The organism is Youngiibacter fragilis 232.1, assembly GCF_000495435.3.
Taxonomy (GTDB): Bacteria; Bacillota; Clostridia; order Clostridiales; family Clostridiaceae; genus Youngiibacter; species Youngiibacter fragilis.
Genome location: NZ_AXUN02000180.1, coordinates 1 through 16,385 on the forward strand (window position 1 = coordinate 1; position 16,385 = coordinate 16,385).

At 47.3% G+C, this 16,385-nt stretch carries 13 protein-coding genes, 1 pseudogene and 2 other annotated features; of the genes and pseudogenes, 2 read left to right on the top strand and 12 right to left on the bottom strand.

The window, feature by feature from the left end; translation table 11 throughout:
- Together T472_RS10860 and T472_RS10865 are read right to left on the bottom strand one after the other, a co-directional pair.
- A pseudogene (locus T472_RS10860) lies at positions 1 to 343 on the bottom strand (quinolinate phosphoribosyl transferase); the annotation flags it as partial.
- 333 nt (positions 344 to 676) lie between these two features.
- Complete coding sequence (locus tag T472_RS10865) at positions 677 to 1,441, bottom strand: IclR family transcriptional regulator (RefSeq protein ID WP_023383380.1); 765 nt, start codon at positions 1,439 to 1,441, stop codon at positions 677 to 679.
- A gap of 269 nt (positions 1,442 to 1,710) precedes the next feature.
- Here T472_RS10865 and T472_RS10870 point away from each other — a divergent pair, with 269 nt between their 5' ends.
- Positions 1,711 to 2,412 carry a putative ABC transporter permease gene (locus tag T472_RS10870; protein ID WP_023383379.1) on the top strand — a complete coding sequence of 234 codons (702 nt, stop codon included), beginning with the start codon at positions 1,711 to 1,713 and terminating at the stop codon, positions 2,410 to 2,412.
- Positions 2,413 to 2,424: 12 nt separating this feature from the next.
- Here the strand turns inward: T472_RS10870 and T472_RS10875 are convergent, their stop codons facing one another.
- Positions 2,425 to 3,126: a metallophosphoesterase family protein gene (locus tag T472_RS10875; protein WP_242864797.1), complete on the bottom strand. Its 702-nt coding sequence runs from the start codon at positions 3,124 to 3,126 to the stop codon at positions 2,425 to 2,427.
- Positions 3,127 to 3,233: 107 nt separating this feature from the next.
- On the opposite strand from T472_RS10875, the gene T472_RS10880 reads away from it, so the two are divergent.
- A complete protein-coding gene (locus tag T472_RS10880) occupies positions 3,234 to 4,142 on the top strand; it encodes an AEC family transporter (RefSeq protein ID WP_023383377.1) in 909 nt (302 codons plus the stop codon).
- A 167-nt stretch (positions 4,143 to 4,309) separates the two neighbouring features.
- Here T472_RS10880 and T472_RS10885 read toward each other — a convergent pair whose 3' ends face one another.
- The 9 genes from T472_RS10885 to ilvN all read right to left on the bottom strand — a co-directional run bounded on the left by T472_RS10885 (position 4,310) and on the right by ilvN (position 15,934).
- Positions 4,310 to 5,842 carry a 2-isopropylmalate synthase gene (locus T472_RS10885; RefSeq protein WP_023383376.1) on the bottom strand — a complete coding sequence of 511 codons (1,533 nt, stop codon included), beginning with the start codon at positions 5,840 to 5,842 and terminating at the stop codon, positions 4,310 to 4,312.
- Positions 5,843 to 6,133: 291 nt separating this feature from the next.
- Positions 6,134 to 6,375: a binding site (T-box leader), on the bottom strand.
- A 155-nt stretch (positions 6,376 to 6,530) separates the two neighbouring features.
- Entirely contained in the window at positions 6,531 to 8,192 is a 1,662-nt protein-coding gene (ilvB, locus tag T472_RS10890; RefSeq protein ID WP_341372050.1) for a biosynthetic-type acetolactate synthase large subunit, read from the bottom strand.
- A gap of 11 nt (positions 8,193 to 8,203) precedes the next feature.
- Positions 8,204 to 9,868, bottom strand: a complete 1,665-nt coding sequence (ilvD, locus tag T472_RS10895; RefSeq protein ID WP_023383374.1) for a dihydroxy-acid dehydratase — start codon at positions 9,866 to 9,868, stop codon at positions 8,204 to 8,206.
- Positions 9,869 to 9,888: 20 nt separating this feature from the next.
- On the bottom strand, positions 9,889 to 10,962 hold the full coding sequence (gene leuB, locus T472_RS10900) for a 3-isopropylmalate dehydrogenase (RefSeq protein WP_023383373.1): 1,074 nt from the start codon (positions 10,960 to 10,962) through the stop codon (positions 9,889 to 9,891).
- An 18-nt stretch (positions 10,963 to 10,980) separates the two neighbouring features.
- Positions 10,981 to 11,469: a 3-isopropylmalate dehydratase small subunit gene (gene leuD, locus T472_RS10905; RefSeq protein WP_023383372.1), complete on the bottom strand. Its 489-nt coding sequence runs from the start codon at positions 11,467 to 11,469 to the stop codon at positions 10,981 to 10,983.
- Positions 11,470 to 11,480: 11 nt separating this feature from the next.
- A complete protein-coding gene (leuC, locus tag T472_RS10910; RefSeq protein WP_023383371.1) occupies positions 11,481 to 12,740 on the bottom strand; it encodes a 3-isopropylmalate dehydratase large subunit in 1,260 nt (419 codons plus the stop codon).
- 17 nt (positions 12,741 to 12,757) lie between these two features.
- The gene (cimA, locus tag T472_RS10915; RefSeq protein ID WP_023383370.1) at positions 12,758 to 14,350 is read right to left on the bottom strand and encodes a citramalate synthase; all 1,593 of its coding nucleotides are present in this window, start codon (positions 14,348 to 14,350) and stop codon (positions 12,758 to 12,760) included.
- Positions 14,351 to 14,386: 36 nt separating this feature from the next.
- Positions 14,387 to 15,376: a ketol-acid reductoisomerase gene (gene ilvC, locus T472_RS10920; protein ID WP_023383369.1), complete on the bottom strand. Its 990-nt coding sequence runs from the start codon at positions 15,374 to 15,376 to the stop codon at positions 14,387 to 14,389.
- A 51-nt stretch (positions 15,377 to 15,427) separates the two neighbouring features.
- Positions 15,428 to 15,934, bottom strand: a complete 507-nt coding sequence (gene ilvN, locus T472_RS10925) for an acetolactate synthase small subunit (protein ID WP_023383368.1) — start codon at positions 15,932 to 15,934, stop codon at positions 15,428 to 15,430.
- An 81-nt stretch (positions 15,935 to 16,015) separates the two neighbouring features.
- Positions 16,016 to 16,242 (bottom strand) — a binding site (T-box leader).
- Between the last annotated feature and the right edge of the window lie 143 nt (positions 16,243 to 16,385).

Here is a 16,385-nt window from a genome sequence, read left to right on the forward strand (position 1 = left end):
ATTTTGCTTTTAATGATCCTGAAACAATTCTTATCCGCCCGTCAGCTAAACTTACTGCTCTTCTCGCAGCGGTCGCTATTCCTGAAAATTTGGACATGCAACCGATAATTCTATCTTCGGCAACCGTAATCTGCTTGGGACTTCCTGATACCCAGGCTATCTTGTCACCAGGATTAAGTTCATCCCCTTCATTTTTGTAGAATCCAATTTCGATGCCAATTTCCAAAGCAGCTTTTACAGCCTCATCTATACCTGAAAGACATCCACCTTTCTCAGCTGTTATTGTAGCTGTAATTTTGCGATCAAAAATCCCTTTGAAAATAGTGTCCCTAATATCGTTCATTTTCATCCCTTTCGGCATTGCTGAATGCCATTTTGAATTATGGAAATAATTTATGGGGCTGCTACCCCTATGTTAAACCGTTTACCAAACTTCGTAATTGTATCATAAAAAGCAAAATCAAAATAGTATTTTCATTGTCCATTCAGTCATGTGAAATATTATTCCAGGCCCCGAGTCCCATGAATCTTTCATTTGTACCATGAAACCAAAGCGGTGATTTGATTGTATTTTATATACCTTCACCAGCTAATCCAATAACTTAAAGAATTTATTCAGCATTGCTGAATGCCATTCTCGTTTATATTGTATAATTAAGTGCATTTCTGCACTTAACTATCCTTCATAACCTAACTTCCTTGAAATTTCTTTTGCTGCTTCAGTTACAAGCTTTATTGCACTGTCCTTTTTGGCATCTGTCATCCTTATTGTCGGTCCGGAAGTGCTTATAGCATACTTGACATTCCCAAACCTATCGAATATTGGTGCAGCTACGCAATATAGACCCTGAGTATATTCTTCATCATCAATTGAGTATCCCCTTGACTTGATTTTACTCAGTTCTATTGCAAGTTCCTTTTTATCCGTCACTGTTTTCGGTGCTTTCTTGTCAAGGTTCTCAGGAAGATGCCTTTCTGCTTCATCATGTTCCAAGTTAGCAAGTATAGCCTTCCCGACGCCTGTACAGTAAGCTGGTATCCTTGAGCCTATCTTCGTAATGATTCTAATTGACTGATTCGATTCCTTTTTCCCAATATATACGACATCTTTGTCATCTAACAGGCACATGTGTACTGTCTCTTCAAGCTTATTGCACAAATCAGCAAGGTATGGTTCTGCAATTTCATTAACATCCATACTATTTGACACTATCGCTCCAAGTTCCATCAAGCCAAGCCCTAACCGGTACTTTTGGCTTCGCTCATCCTGAGCAATCAACCCATGATATTTTAGCGTGCTGATTATTCCATGAATAGTGCTCTTATTTATGTCAAGCCTTTCAGCTATCTCTGCAAGTGAGAGTTCCTTCTCTTTTTCAGAGAAACATTTCAATACCATTACAGCTCTGTCAATTGACTGTACTCTTCCAGTCCGATCCATAAACCTCATCTCATTTCAAATTATGTGATTATAGTAACACATCGAAAAGATTTTGTGAATATGTTTACAGGAAATATTTCAGCATTATCAAATACCATTCTCGAACTTTCATTTTGATCTATCTCGACACCCGATAACTCAGACCTCGATACTAATAAATATTTATATTTTATACTCATGTTTGTCATCGTAAATACGTTGATTTTAATCCGCATCCGGATTATTCTCAAGGTGAAGATAGGCCATCAGCGTATCAGGAGATGATTAAGATGAGAACCTTGAAGCTAAATGGAACATTAAGCAGGATTTCCGGTTCCAGGCGTGAAGTCCGTTCCGATAAGCTTGCCTTTGGCTACCTGTTCTGGCTTTTTCTAGTTTTCTGCCTGATTGGATACATGTTCGAAACTTTGATTGCCTTTTTGGAGTTTGGATCATTTCAGAGCAAAGCCGGCCTTATCTATGGCCCGTTCTCTCAGATCTACGGGATAGGGGCTCTCCTTTCCGTCCTTCTTTACAGATTCGTGAGGAACAGCGCACCTGTTGCCCAGTTTCTTTTCTATAGCGCAACCGGTTCGATATTCGAAATTTCCGCTAGTATCATTCAGGAAAATATCCTCGGAAGCTACTCCTGGGACTACTCATCACATATGCTGAGCATAGGCACAGGTAGGACAGACCTTCTCTATTCAATGGTATGGGGTTTATTTGCCATGCTGATCGTGTACAAGGTGTATCCCATGATCTGCAGGATATATGACAGTCTGGACAAAAAGACTTCATACATCGCCACATTCCTATTTTGTGCCCTTATCTCTGCTGACATGCTTGTCACAAGTCTTGCCGTAGCAAGGTATTCGGAGAGGCATTTCGGGAAGCTTCCTTCAACCTCCATTGAGGCTCATCTTGACAGGGTGTTCCCTGACGAGGTCATGGAACGCATATTTCCCACGATGCTCTTCCTTGACCGCTGATCGACATGAACACTATTCAATATAGACTCCATTGGTATAAAGCATGGTGAAGTTACCGGGGTAATCCTCCTCCATATGTAGATGGGCAAAATACCAGTGCCTGAACTCAGTTTGCTGTTTCACCCTTTCAAGATAAAGGTTCAGCTCCTTCTCCGGATCGTGGTTCGGGAATATCATGTTCATCACTGACTCTGGAGCGGCATGGGTTATGATGTAGTCCACATTGAAGCCATTTCTTTCAAGGTTTCTCATGCCTTCCTCATATTCACTTAGGCTCGGCATTTCCTCCTTCCACCAGGATACGCCTTCCCTTCTCAGGTATTTGTCTATACTGTAGCCTCCTCCAAATGTGAAGAACTTCCTGCCTTCTATTTCATATACCTGTCCCCTCATAAGATGGATTACATTTTCCCTGATGAAATGCACCTTTCCTCCATTCCACTTTTCAAGCGGATATTTGAAAAGCGTATCGAAGTTCTCATGGTTACCATCTACGAAAAGAACTGTGTATGGTAGCTTTGCAAGAACATCAAGGAACTTCCTTTCCCTTTCATCATTCAGGAACACGAATCCAAAATCACCGGCAACTATCAGAAAATCACCTGTCCCCAGCTCCTTGAGATAAGGACACCTCTCCTCATCGAATCTCCACTCCCAACCATGTACGTCTCCTGTAATGCAGATCATAGCAATCACTTCCTTGACTATATTCATAAGCATTATGCCTGATTGTCATAAATCCAGACTATTTGACATAATAAAACTTGTCTGCACTCCTCAAAGTGATACAATTAATAATAGCAGCAGCAAGGGGGAAGATTATGGAAGGTTTTCTAAAGATGGCGGAGATACAGGGAGTGTTGCTTGTATATCTGATTGTGGGCTTCATTGCCAGAAAGGTCAAGATCATCACACCTGAGACAAGGCCCAGCTACACTAACTTTGTCATCTACATACTCCTCCCGTGCATGATCTTCATGTCGTTCTCTGAAAAGCTGACCAGCGAGCAGCTGAGATCAACGATGCTGCTTCTTATGATTTCATTCATAGTGGCTATCTTCTCTTATATCCTTGGAAAGGTGCTCTTCAGGAACTATCCTTATAGAAGGAGGAGCATACTGCAGTACGGTACCCTGATCAGCAATTCCGCCTTCGCAGGAATGCCTATGATCTATTATGCATATGGAGAGCTTGGTCTCTTCTATGCATCCATATACATCATCCCTCTTAGGGTCCTCATGTGGTCGGCAGGAATCTCCCTGTTCACTGAGGCTGATTTCAAGACAAAGATGAGGAATGTCATCCTCAATCCAGGTATAATCGCCGTGGAGCTCGGTGCCGCAAGGATGCTCCTTCAGGTACCCATACACCCCAGCCTTTCAACAGCGCTCAAGAGCGTAGGCAATGCCACAATGCCCATGTCAATGATCCTTATCGGTACTATCCTTGCTGAAATAAGTGTCCGTGACCTGCTGGACAAGGATGTTGCTTTCATGACATTACTGAGGCTCATCCTGATACCAGGAGTCGTCCTTGCAGTGCTCAAGGTAGTCGGAACTGACCCTCTGGTAACTGCAGTGACCGTACTCCTCACAGGAATGCCAGTAGGCAGCACAACTGCCATACTTGCAGAAAAATACGGGGCTGATTTCAGTTTCGGTTCCAAGATAGTATTCACGACGACCATGCTTTCACTGATAACTGTTCCAATATTATCCATATTTCTTTGAATTTACGAGGACCCGTCTGATTGAAGACGGGTCCTCTGTTCATAAGAGGATTTTCTTTTTCTTTTGTTCTTCAGTATCTTATGTTTTTCACTGGCATTAAGCCTGGTTTGTCCTTTGTCCTTCACTATCCAATGTTTCAATATAAATGGCCATAAGCCCGGAACAAGCTAAATCGTCATTCGCTCCTCATGCTTCTTCCCGTTTTTCATTGATCTGTTAATGGCATCTATGAACGCCTTGATGCTCGCTTCCACGACATCGGTGCTGACGCCCTTTCCATTGTAGGTATACTCGCCTGACTTTATCTTTACTGTAGCCTTGCCCATGGCATCCTGGCCTTCTGTGATGCTGTGCAGAGTATAGTCAAGAAGCTCTATTTCCTTTCCGACAATCTTCTCCACAGCCTTGAAGGAAGCATCCACAGGTCCGTCGCCATTCTCCACCGCTTCCATTGACTCATTCTGTTTCCTGACCCATATGGTTGCCTCTGAAGGTCTGTCCTTCCTGCTGACTATGTCGAACTTCTCAAGCGTGAATTCCTGGTCGTTCTGGTCGTCCCTTTCGATTATTGACACGATATCCTCATCGAAAACCTGCTTCTTCTTGTCTGCAAGGATCTTGAATTCCTTGAAAGCTGCGTCAATCTCCTCATCGCTGAGCTCATAGCCCAATGATACAATCCTGTCCTTGAATGCATGCCTTCCTGAATGCTTTCCAAGCACCATCTTGGAGACATTGAGTCCTACAGACTCAGGAGTCATTATCTCATAGGTGCTCCTGTTCTCAAGCATTCCGTGCTGATGGATACCAGCCTCGTGGGAAAACGCATTAGCTCCGACTATAGCCTTATTGGGCTGTACTGCGACTCCTGTTATGGAAGTCAGGAGTTTGCTCGCCTTCATGATCTGTGTGGTGTCGAGCCTTGTTATCGCATTGTAGTAATCCCTTCTTGTAGCGAGAGCCATTACGATTTCCTCAAGGGATGCGTTGCCTGCCCTTTCTCCTATGCCGTTCATTGTGCATTCCACCTGGTCAGCTCCGGCAAGTACCGCATAAAGCGAGTTTGCCACACCTAATCCAAGGTCGTTGTGGCAGTGGACTGAGATTTGAGCCTTGTGGATGTTCGGCACGTTTTCCCTTACATCCTTCACAAGGTTGAACATCTCGAATGGAGTGGCATATCCTACCGTATCCGGTATGTTAATGACTGTAGCTCCGGCATCAATGACATCCCTTATTATCCTGTAAAGGAACTCCTTCCTTGACCTTGTCGCATCCTCACAGGAGAACTCAACATCGCTTATGAATCTCTTTGCGTATTTCACGCCTGCCACCGCGCTCTCGACGACCTCGTCCGGAGTCTGCTTCAGCTTGTATTTCATATGTATGTCCGATGTAGCTATGAACGTATGTATCCTTGGACTAACTGCATCCTTCAGTGCCTCATAGGAGCTCCAGATGTCCTTCTCGAGTGTCCTCGAGAGCGAAGCCACAGCGGAGTCCTTTATTACCCTGGCTATTTCCTTCACCGACCTGAAATCCCCGGGAGATGCTATGGCGAATCCTGCCTCGATGATATCGACCTTCAAGGCTTCAAGCTGCTTCGCCATCACTATCTTCTCTTCAAGGTTCATGCTGCAGCCTGGTGACTGTTCTCCATCCCTCAATGTCGTATCGAATATTCTTATCATCTTCTCCATCTCATACCTCCATGATTTGACTTTAGTTGCTAAATTATGATTCCTGCTTCAGTTGTTAAATTATGGTTCCTGTCCTTTACCCTCAGTTTATTATCTGTTCCATTTACTTATCCGGCCTTTGCCGGTATTGCCTTCCTGTGCTGCATGTTGCGAAATGTTTTTATATCCCTGTTATTAAATTATTATATTTTGTTTTCTTGAGTTCGATCCTTACAGATGATGGTTATCGATGCCTCCTTCTCCACTTGCTTGTAAACAAAAAACCCGCTCCTGGGACACAATTTCTTGTATCCCAGGAACGGGTGATATACCGTGGTACCATCCTGGTTCGCCCCCTATAGGGAGCCTCTGTCAGATCGGGGAAATTCCCTAATCCCGTGCATTGTAACGTATGCACATGCCGTAAAGAGCTACTTCTGTGTTCACCCTTTCAGTTCAGGAGTGAGTTATGTTCCAGTCTTCACTCCGGCTTTCAGCAAACGCCGGATCTCTGCAGAGAAGATGTGGAGTTTTTTCTCCGTCACAACCTTTTTGATATTATTGATACTTTACCTTGATTCTCAAAATAAGTCAACACTCTTTTTAACCATTTGGCAAATTATTGTGCATTTGTTAACATTGTCATAGGTTCAAGCATGCACCCATAACAAAGTGCTAATTCCAATCACTTTTATTGCCAATATGTCATTTAGTCCAATATGAGCTCATCTATGCTCTTTCCCGGAGGAACCATCGGGAATACCTTGAAGTCCTTGTCAATGACACAATTCACGACCGTTGGCCTGCCTGTCGCGAGAGCTTTCCTCAGCACCTCATCGGCATCTTCCTTTCTTTCAAGGTTGAAGCCTACAGCCCCGAAGGCCTCGCAGAGCTTGACATAATCTATCCCCGGTCCGAGGTCCGTATAGGAATATCTCTCATCATAGAACAGTGTCTGCCATTGCCTTACCATTCCAAGCACCTGGTTGTTGATTACGACAACAACTATTGGAATGTCATACTTTACAGCGGTTATGAGCTCGTTCAGGTTCATCCTGAAGCAGCCGTCTCCAGCTATGTTAAGGACTGTCTTGTCGGGATTTCCAAGCTTTGTTCCTATCGCCGCTCCCATTCCGAATCCCATGGTCCCAAGCCCTCCTGATGTTATGAGCTGCCTAGGCTTCTTGAACTTGTAATACTGCGCAGCCCACATCTGGTGCTGTCCGACTTCGGTGCACACAAGAGCGTCGCCGTTTGTGATCTCGTACAGCTTCTCTATTACAAACTGTCCGGTTAATCCATCTCCGACCTTGAGCGGGAATTTCTCCTTCAGGCATTCAACCTCTTCCATCCATTCACTGTGGTCCATCTGCTCGATCTTTTCATTGAGCGCACCAAGGACTTCCCTGATGTCGCCTACCACGAAGTGGTCAGATGCAATGTTCTTGTTGATTTCAGCAGGGTCAATGTCAATATGAAGAATGTCAGCCTTCTTTGCGAAGGTATCCGCACGTCCTATTACCCTGTCGCTGAATCTGGCTCCTACCACCACAAGCAGGTCACATCTTGTTATCCCTATGTTTGAAGCCTTGGAGCCATGCATTCCGATCATTCCAGTGTAGAGCGGATCCTCCCCCGGGAAGGCTCCAGTTCCCATGAGACTGCAGGTGACCGGTGCATCGAGCTTCTTCGCGAACTCCAAAAGCTCCTTCTCAGCCTGGGACATTACTGCTCCGCCGCCAACCATGATGAAAGGCTTCTTCGCATTCATCAGGAGGTCCGCTGCATTATCCAGGTCAAACTGGTTCAAAGGCTCTGTTGTCTTGAATACCTTCTTTGGCTCCTCATATTTGTAGTCAGTCTTCTGTGCAGTGATATCCTTCGGGATATCCACAAGTACAGGACCAGGTCTGCCGCTTTTTGCGATATGGAAGGCTTCCCTGAGCGTCCTTGCAAGGTCATTTATGTCCTTTACCAGGAAATTATGCTTTGTTATCGGCATGGTAACTCCGCAGATGTCTATCTCCTGGAAACTGTCCTTGCCGATGAGGTTAGTTGGCACGTTGGCGGTTATCGCAACCATAGGAGTCGAATCCATGTATGCAGTTGCGATTCCTGTAACAAGGTTAGTAGCACCCGGTCCAGATGTCGCCAGGCACACGCCTACCTTGCCGGTAGACCTGGCATACCCGTCAGCGGCATGGGCAGCACCCTGCTCATGGGAGGTCAGGTAATGTCTGATTTCACTGCTGTGCTTGTACAGCTCATCATATATGTTGAGGATGGTTCCTCCAGGGAACCCGAATACAGTGTCGACCCCCTGTTCTTTCAGACACTCTATAACTATCTGTGCGCCTGTTAGCATCATAATAATCTACTCCTTTAATCGGCACTCAGCACGGCTCCCTTGCTTGCCGATGTGACAAGCTTGGCATACCTTGCGAGGACGCCTGTCCTGATCTTTGGTTCCAGTATCTTGTGGGTCTCACGCCTCTTCGCGAATTCCTCATCCGTAAGTCTCGCGTTTATAGCACCCTTTACCATATCGATTTCCAGGATATCCCCTTCACGGAGAAGTCCAATATTACCACCAAGTGCAGCTTCCGGTGAGATATGCCCGATTGCAGCTCCCCTTGTCGCTCCGCTGAACCTTCCATCGGTTATCAGAGCCACATCGCTGTCAAGTCCCATTCCAACTATCGCTGAAGTAGGTGCAAGCATTTCTCTCATTCCTGGTCCGCCCTTAGGGCCCTCATATCTTATGACTACAACATCACCCTTGACTATCTTGCCGCCATATATGGCTTCTATCGCCTCATCCTCTGAGTCAAATACCCTGCATGGTCCCGAATGCACCAGCATCTCAGGACTTACTGCCGACTTCTTGACCACACAGCCTTCCTGGGCGACATTGCCCTTTAGTACAGCTATTCCGCCATAGGTGCTGTAAGGGTTGTCAATCGGCCTTATTATGGTCCTGTCGAGTATCTTCACGCCTTTCAGGTTCTCTTCAAGCGTCTTGCCCGTGACTGTGATATTGCTTGTGTCAACGAGACCCCTTGAAGCGAGCTCCCTCATCACAGCATGGACTCCCCCTGCAGCCTGCAGGTCCTGCATGTGGTATGGACCTGCAGGAGCCAGTTTGCATAGGTTAGGAGTCCTTGCGGACACTTCATTTGCAAGGTCAAGGCTAAGGTCTACACCTGCCTCGTGTGCTATTGCAGGAAGGTGGAGCATTGAATTCGTGCTGCATCCAAGAGCCATGTCTACCGCGAGTGCATTCATGAATGTCTTCTGGTTCATGATGTCCCTTGGCTTGATGTCTCTCTCAAGCATCTCCATGACCCTCATGCCGGCTGTCTTGGCAAGCCTCTCCCTTTCAGCATACACTGCAGGGATGGTCCCGTTGCCGGGAAGTGCCATTCCTATTGCCTCACTCAGGCAGTTCATGCTGTTTGCAGTATACATCCCTGAACAGGAACCGCATGTAGGACATGCCGCATTCTCACATTCAGTAAGCTCCTCCTGTGTCATGTTACCTGCCTTGAATGAACCTACGGCCTCGAACATGAGGCTCAGGTCGTAGTCCACTCCCTTGTGCTTTATGGAAAGCATTGGACCGCCAGACACAAATACAGTAGGTATGTTGACCCTTGCAGCTGCCATGAGCATTCCAGGAACCACCTTGTCGCAGTTAGGGACCATTACCAGAGCGTCGAAACCGTGTCCGAGGGCCATTGCCTCCACGGAATCGGCAACCAGCTCCCGGGTTACAAGGGAATACTTCATGCCTATGTGTCCCATGGAAATTCCGTCACATACCCCTATCGCAGGAAACACAATGGGTGTGCCGCCTGACATGAGTACACCGGTCCTTACTGCCTCCACTATGGTATCCAGATGCTTGTGACCTGGCACTATCTCACTCTTTGCGCTTACTATTCCGATAAGGGGGCGTTCGATTTCCTCGTCGGTCATTCCCATCGCCTTGAATAGTGACCTGTGAGGTGCCTTTTCAGCACCCTTCTTGACACTGTCGCTTCTCATAAGTTTACTTCCTCCCTTTATCAGATCCTGTCCCTAATAAGTCTTCCCATCTCATTCGTACCTACCAGAGTCTTCCCTTCGCTCATTATGTCGCCTGTCCTGTAGCCTTCTTCAAGAACCTTCTTGACAGCAGCCTCAATTTCAGCAGCCTCATCATCCAATCCGAACGACAGCTTAAGCATCATGGCAACCGAAAGTATAGTAGCTATGGGATTTGCCTTGTCCTGACCCGCTATGTCAGGAGCAGAGCCGTGTATCGGCTCGTACATTCCGAAGGATGTACTGCCCATGCTCGCCGAAGGGAGCATCCCTATGGATCCTGTTATCATGCTCGACTCGTCTGATATTATGTCTCCGAAGAGGTTCTCAGTCACAATGACATCGAACTGCCTTGGATTTATGACGAGCTGCATCGCGCAGTTGTCCACATACAGGTGGTTAAGCCTTACCTCCGGGTAATCCTTTGCCACTTCAAGGGTGACCTTCCTCCAGAGCCTTGATGAATCCAGGACGTTGGCCTTGTCAACGCTTGTAAGCCTCTTGTCCCTCTTCATCGCAAGCTCAAAGCCAACCCTGACTATCCTTCTTATCTCATTCTCGGTATAGAACATGGTATCGTAAGCCCACATTCCGTTCTCATCGCTTCCAGTGTCCCTCTTTCCGAAATATGCTCCGCCTGTCAGCTCCCTGACTACGACGAAATCAAGTCCTTCACTTCCTGTTACAGATTCCTTCAGCGGACATGCTCCACTGAGCTCCTGGTACATCACCGCAGGCCTGAGGTTCGCAAAGAGTCCGAGCTGGTTTCGAATGCTTAACAGTCCTGCTTCAGGCCTCAGGTTTCCTGGAAGCGTATCCCACTTGGGTCCGCCCATGGCTCCAAGAAGAACTGCGTCGCTAGCCTTGCAGACCTTGACAGTCTCATCCGTCAGCGGTACGCCGTATTTGTCCAGTGAGGCTCCGCCTGCAAGGACCTCCGTATATACGAATTTGTGCCCGTGCTTTTCACTTACCCTGTCAAGCACTGCCATTGCCTGCTCAACCACATCCGGTCCGATTCCATCGCCCTTTATGACTGCTATCTTCTTTTCCATCTCACACCCTTGCCTTCCTCAACCTTTGTTGTTTATGTAGTTCACAAGGCCGTCAGCCTTGATTATCTCCTGCATGAACTCCGGGAACGCCTGTCCCTGGTAGCTCTCGCCCCTTGTCACGTTGGTTATGACACCAGTATCGAAGTTGACCTCGACAACGTCTCCGCCCTCGATCTTTTCAGCGGCTTCAACGCATTCAAGTATCGGAAGCCCGATATTGATTGAATTCCTGTAGAATATCCTGGCAAAGGTCTTTGCTATCACGCAGGATACACCAGCAGTCTTTATCGCAAGCGGTGCATGCTCCCTTGAGGACCCGCAGCCGAAGTTCTTGTCCGCGACGATTATGTCACCATTCTCAACCTTACTCCCGAACTCAGCGTCTATGTCCTCCATGCAATGGGCTGCAAGCTCCTTTGCATCGGATGTGTTGAGATACCTTGCCGGTATTATCACGTCGGTATCGACGTTATCACCGTATTTGAATACTTTTCCTCTAGCTAACATTCCAATACCCCCTATACATTCTCAGGGTTCGAAATGTACCCTGTCAGAGCTGATGCCGCTGCTACAGCCGGACTTGCAAGATATACCTCGGACTCGACATGTCCCATCCTGCCTACGAAGTTCCTGTTTGTCGTCGAGACAGCCTTCTCACCCTTGGCGAGTATTCCCATATGGCCACCCAGGCACGGTCCGCAGGTAGGAGTGGAGAATGCCGCTCCAGCCTTCACGATATCCTGTACCAGACCTTCTTCGATGGCCTGAAGGTATATCTTCTGGGTTCCAGGGAAAACAAGCACCCTAACTCCCTTGGCAACCTTCTTTCCTCTCAGTATTTCCGCTGCGACCCTGATGTCCTCTATCCTGCCGTTTGTGCAGGAGCCTATTACCACCTGGTCTACCTTTACAGTACCCACTTCATCAATAGTCCTGGTATTGTCAGGAAGATGCGGGAAGGAGACTGTCGGTCTGACCTTCCCTAGGTCTATCTCATATACCTTCTCGTATACAGCATCCTCATCTGCTGAGAATACCTTGTATTCCCTGTCAGAATGCTCCTTCACGTATTCGATCGTCTTCTCGTCAACCGGGAAGATACCGTTCTTTGCACCGGCCTCTATGGCCATGTTAGCCATTGTGAACCTTGAATCCATGGAAAGGTTCTTAAGGCCTTCACCTGTGAATTCCATTGACTTGTATAGTGCCCCGTCAACTCCGATCATGCCGATGATATGGAGTATCACATCCTTACCGCTTACCCATTTGGTAGGCTTACCGGTGAGCTCGAACCTCAGTGCCTCAGGCACCTTGAACCAGGCCTTTCCGGTCGCCATTCCCGCAGCCATGTCGGTGCTTCCGATTCCTGTCGAGAAGGCTCCAAGGGCCCCGTAGGTGCAGGTGTGGGAATCCGCGCCGATGACAACATCACCAGGCACTACAAGTCCCTTTTCAGGTATGAGGGCATGCTCTATACCCATCTCTCCCACTTCGAAGTAGTTCTCTATCTTCTTGTCAAGGGCGAATTCCCTTATGAACTTGCACTGCTCCGCAGCCTTGATGTCCTTGTTGGGCGCGAAGTGGTCAGGCACTATAGCAATTTTCTTCTTGTCAAAGACCTCAGTGGTCTTCATCTTTGCAAATTCATTGACTGCCACAGGTGTAGTTATGTCATTGCCGAGCACCAGGTCAAGGTCAGCCATGATCAGCTGTCCTGCCTTCACTTCCGCAAGGCCTGCGTGGCTGGCAAGGATTTTTTGAGTCATTGTCATTCCCATTTGTTTTCCTCCGTTTGTCACATATAGTTCCTGATCTTCAGTTCAAGCTCCCTGAGAAGCTTTATCTCTATTGCATCCACAAGGGCAGTAAGGCTGGCGCCTATTATGTCCTTTGATACTCCTATGGTAGTCCACTCGTTGACTCCATCAGTAGTGCTTATAAGAACCCTTACCTTGGAAGCAGTGGCATCCCTTGAGTCCAGAACCCTTACCTTGTAGTCCGTTAGGCTGGTCTTCTTCAATACAGGATAGAAGTTCTCCAGACATTCCCTGAGGGCCTTGTCAAGGGCGTTCACCGGTCCATCGCCTTCAGCTGCAGACATCTTGGTCGTACCCTCAACATTTATCTTCACCATCGCATACGCGCTGTGCTCTCCTGCCTCCTGTCCCCTTTCCCCGATGATCTTGAAATCCACCAGGTCGAAGAATGGCTTGTACTTGCCGAGCTGTTTCCTTATCAGCAGCTCAAAGGAGCTTTCAGCTCCCTCGAACTGGTATCCCATGTGCTCCAGCTCCTTGAGCCTCTTTATTATCATCCTTGTCTCTTCCGAATCCTTGCTTATGTTCGGCGCTATCTTCTGTATGTTCTTTATGACAGTGCTTCTACCTGAAACCTCAGACATAAGGAACCTTCTGGAATTCCCTATTACTGACGGCTCGATGTGCTCGAAGCTCCTGGAGTTCTTCATTGCTGCGTCGATATGCATGCCTCCCTTGTGTGAGAAGGCATTCCTTCCAACATACGGCATGTTCTCGTCAAAGCTTATGTTCGCCGTCTCTCCTATGAACCTTGCCGTTTCAGTCAGGCGCTCCATGGATTCCTCTGGGATCGCGCTGTAGCCCATCTTTTGCTGCAGGTTTGCTATTACCGTGGATAGGTTGGCGTTACCGCACCTTTCACCAAAACCTATGAATGTCCCCTGGATCTCAGATGCGCCTTCAGCCACAGCAGCAAGCGTGTTTGCGACTGCGCAGCCTGAATCATTATGGCAATGGATACCGACAGGAACATCAAACGCTTCGACTACAGCCCTTGTCATCTCCGCTATCTCATGAGGCAGGCACCCGCCGTTTGTATCGCAAAGCACAAGGCTCCTTGCACCGGCATCGCTTGCCGCCTTCAATGCCTTCATGGCATATTCCCTGTTGTTCTTGTATCCGTCGAAGAAATGCTCGGCATCGAAGAATACCTCCTTGCCCCGCTCTGTCAGATATCCTATCGTGTCTGATATCATCCTCAGATTCTCTTCGAGTGTGGTGTTTATGATGTCGGTAACATGGAAATCCCAGCATTTTCCGAATATGGCGATGTGCTCTGTCCCTGCAAGGAGAATCGACTTCAAATTGTCGTCATCCTGAGGCAGGATGTCCTTTCTTCTTGTCGACCCGAAGGCCACGAGTCTGGCATTTTCAAGCCTTAGATCCTTAACCTTCTGGAAAAACTCCAGGTCCTTGGGATTGGAGAAAGGATTGCCGGCTTCAATGAATTCCACTCCGATCGCGTCAAGCGCCCTTACTATCTTGAGCTTGTCTTCAGCAGAGAATGAGATTCCCTCTGCCTGGGCTCCATCCCTTAAAGTTGAGTCGAATACTGAGATTTTCCTGTCCAATTCATGCCACCTCTTTTGTTGTAGGATCTTTGACCCCTATTTGTTCCAGCTCATCATCTTTCTGAGCTCACTGCCTACATGCTCAACCTGAAGGTCCTGCTCTATCCTTCTTCTTGAAAGGAATGCAGGTCTGTTTGCCTTGTTCTCCAGGATCCAGTTCTTTGCGAATGTTCCGTCCTGTATCTCATTGAGGACCTTCTTCATTTCCTTCTTTGTCTCATCTGTTATTATCCTGTCGCCTATTGAGTAGTCTCCGAATTCAGCGGTGTCGGATATCGAGTATCTCATGTAGCTGAGTCCGCCCTGTACAACAAGGTCGATTATGAGCTTCATCTCATGTACGCACTCAAAGTATGCGCTCTCCGGCTGATATCCTGCATTGACAAGTGTCTCGAAGCCTGCCTTCATAAGGGCTGTAACGCCTCCGCAAAGTACTGCCTGCTCTCCGAAAAGGTCTGTCTCTGTCTCTTCCTTGAAGGTTGTCTCAAGCACTCCGGCTCTTGCTCCTCCTATTCCTAGTGTATAAGCAAGCGCAGTCTCCTTAGCCTTTCCTGTCGCATCCTGATATACGGCTATGAGGCATGGAACTCCCCTTCCCTCAACGAACTGGCTTCTTACAGTGTGGCCAGGTCCCTTTGGAGCTGCCATGAAGACATCAACATCCGCAGGAGGTATGATCTGGCAATAGTGGATATTGAAACCATGTGCGAACACAAGGCTCTTTCCTGCAGTAAGGTTAGGCAGAACGCTTGAGGTATATATCTCAGGCTGCTTCTCATCCGGAACGAGCATCATTATGATATCAGCTTCCTTTGCTGCATCAAAAGCCGTAGCGACCTTAAGTCCGTTTTCCTCTGCAAGCTTCCAGGACTTGCTTCCCTCGTAGAGTCCTACTACTACGTTGACTCCTGATTCCTTGAGGTTAAGCGCATGCGCATGTCCCTGTGATCCGTAGCCTATTATCGCCACCGTCTTTCCTTCAAGTGCCTGTCTGTTGCAATCCTTCTCGTAATACATTACCGCCATTTTTCTTTTCCTCCTGTTATCCTTTTATTTTCTTTTGCTATGTAAATTTTATTAGATGGCTTTTGTTCCTGTGATTCCCTGGCTTCCTCTTCCGAGTGCCGTAAGTCCGGTCCTTGTCATTTCAATTATCCCGTATGGCTCGACAAGCTTAATGAATGCATCGATCTTGTCACCGTCTCCCGTGATCTCCACGATCAGGCTCTCAGGGGCTATATCAACTATGCTGGCCCTGAAAATATCAACTACGCCTCTTATCAGTGACCTTGCTTCCTCATTCGCCTTGACCTTGACCAGCGCCAGCTCCCTGTACACGCTGTCCTTTGTCTTCAATTCCTCGACCCCCAGTACCACATACAGCTTCTGCGATTGCTTGATTATCTGTTCCAGCGTTGAGGTATCGCAGGTCAGGGAGACAGTTATCCTTGAAACCTCTGGATTTTCTGTCCTTCCTACAGTAAGGCTCTCAATGTTATACCCTCTTCTGCTGAACAGTCCGGATATCCTTGACAGAACTCCCGGCTCATTTACTACCAGTATCGACACAACGTATCTTTCCATTCGTTCCACACAGCCCGTGCCTTCCGGGCGCTCCTTTCTTCTCATATGTTTTCAAGGTAAAATAAAAACCCCTACATCAAATGCAGGGGCGAAAACTTTCCGCGGTACCACCCTAATGCCGGCATCAGCCAGCGCTCAATCAAGTTCAATCAAACTCTTGCCTGTAACGGGGCATACCGTTCCCGCTTACTCAGTATTCAGCGAAAATGCTCGGGAGTGATTATACCAGAAGTGCAGCATCGATTCTCACCAACCATCGATTCTCTGAACCTGCTTGCTAGAGGCATTGTCTCCGTCATCGCATTTGAAAGGGATATTGAATGCATTTTAACAACTCCGCAATTTTTTGTCAACATATTGCCTAAAAAATATCGCAATTCATCATTCCTTGACACATCATCAATTTTGTTCACATTTTTTGCCATTACGATAAATTGTTCTTTGAATTTTC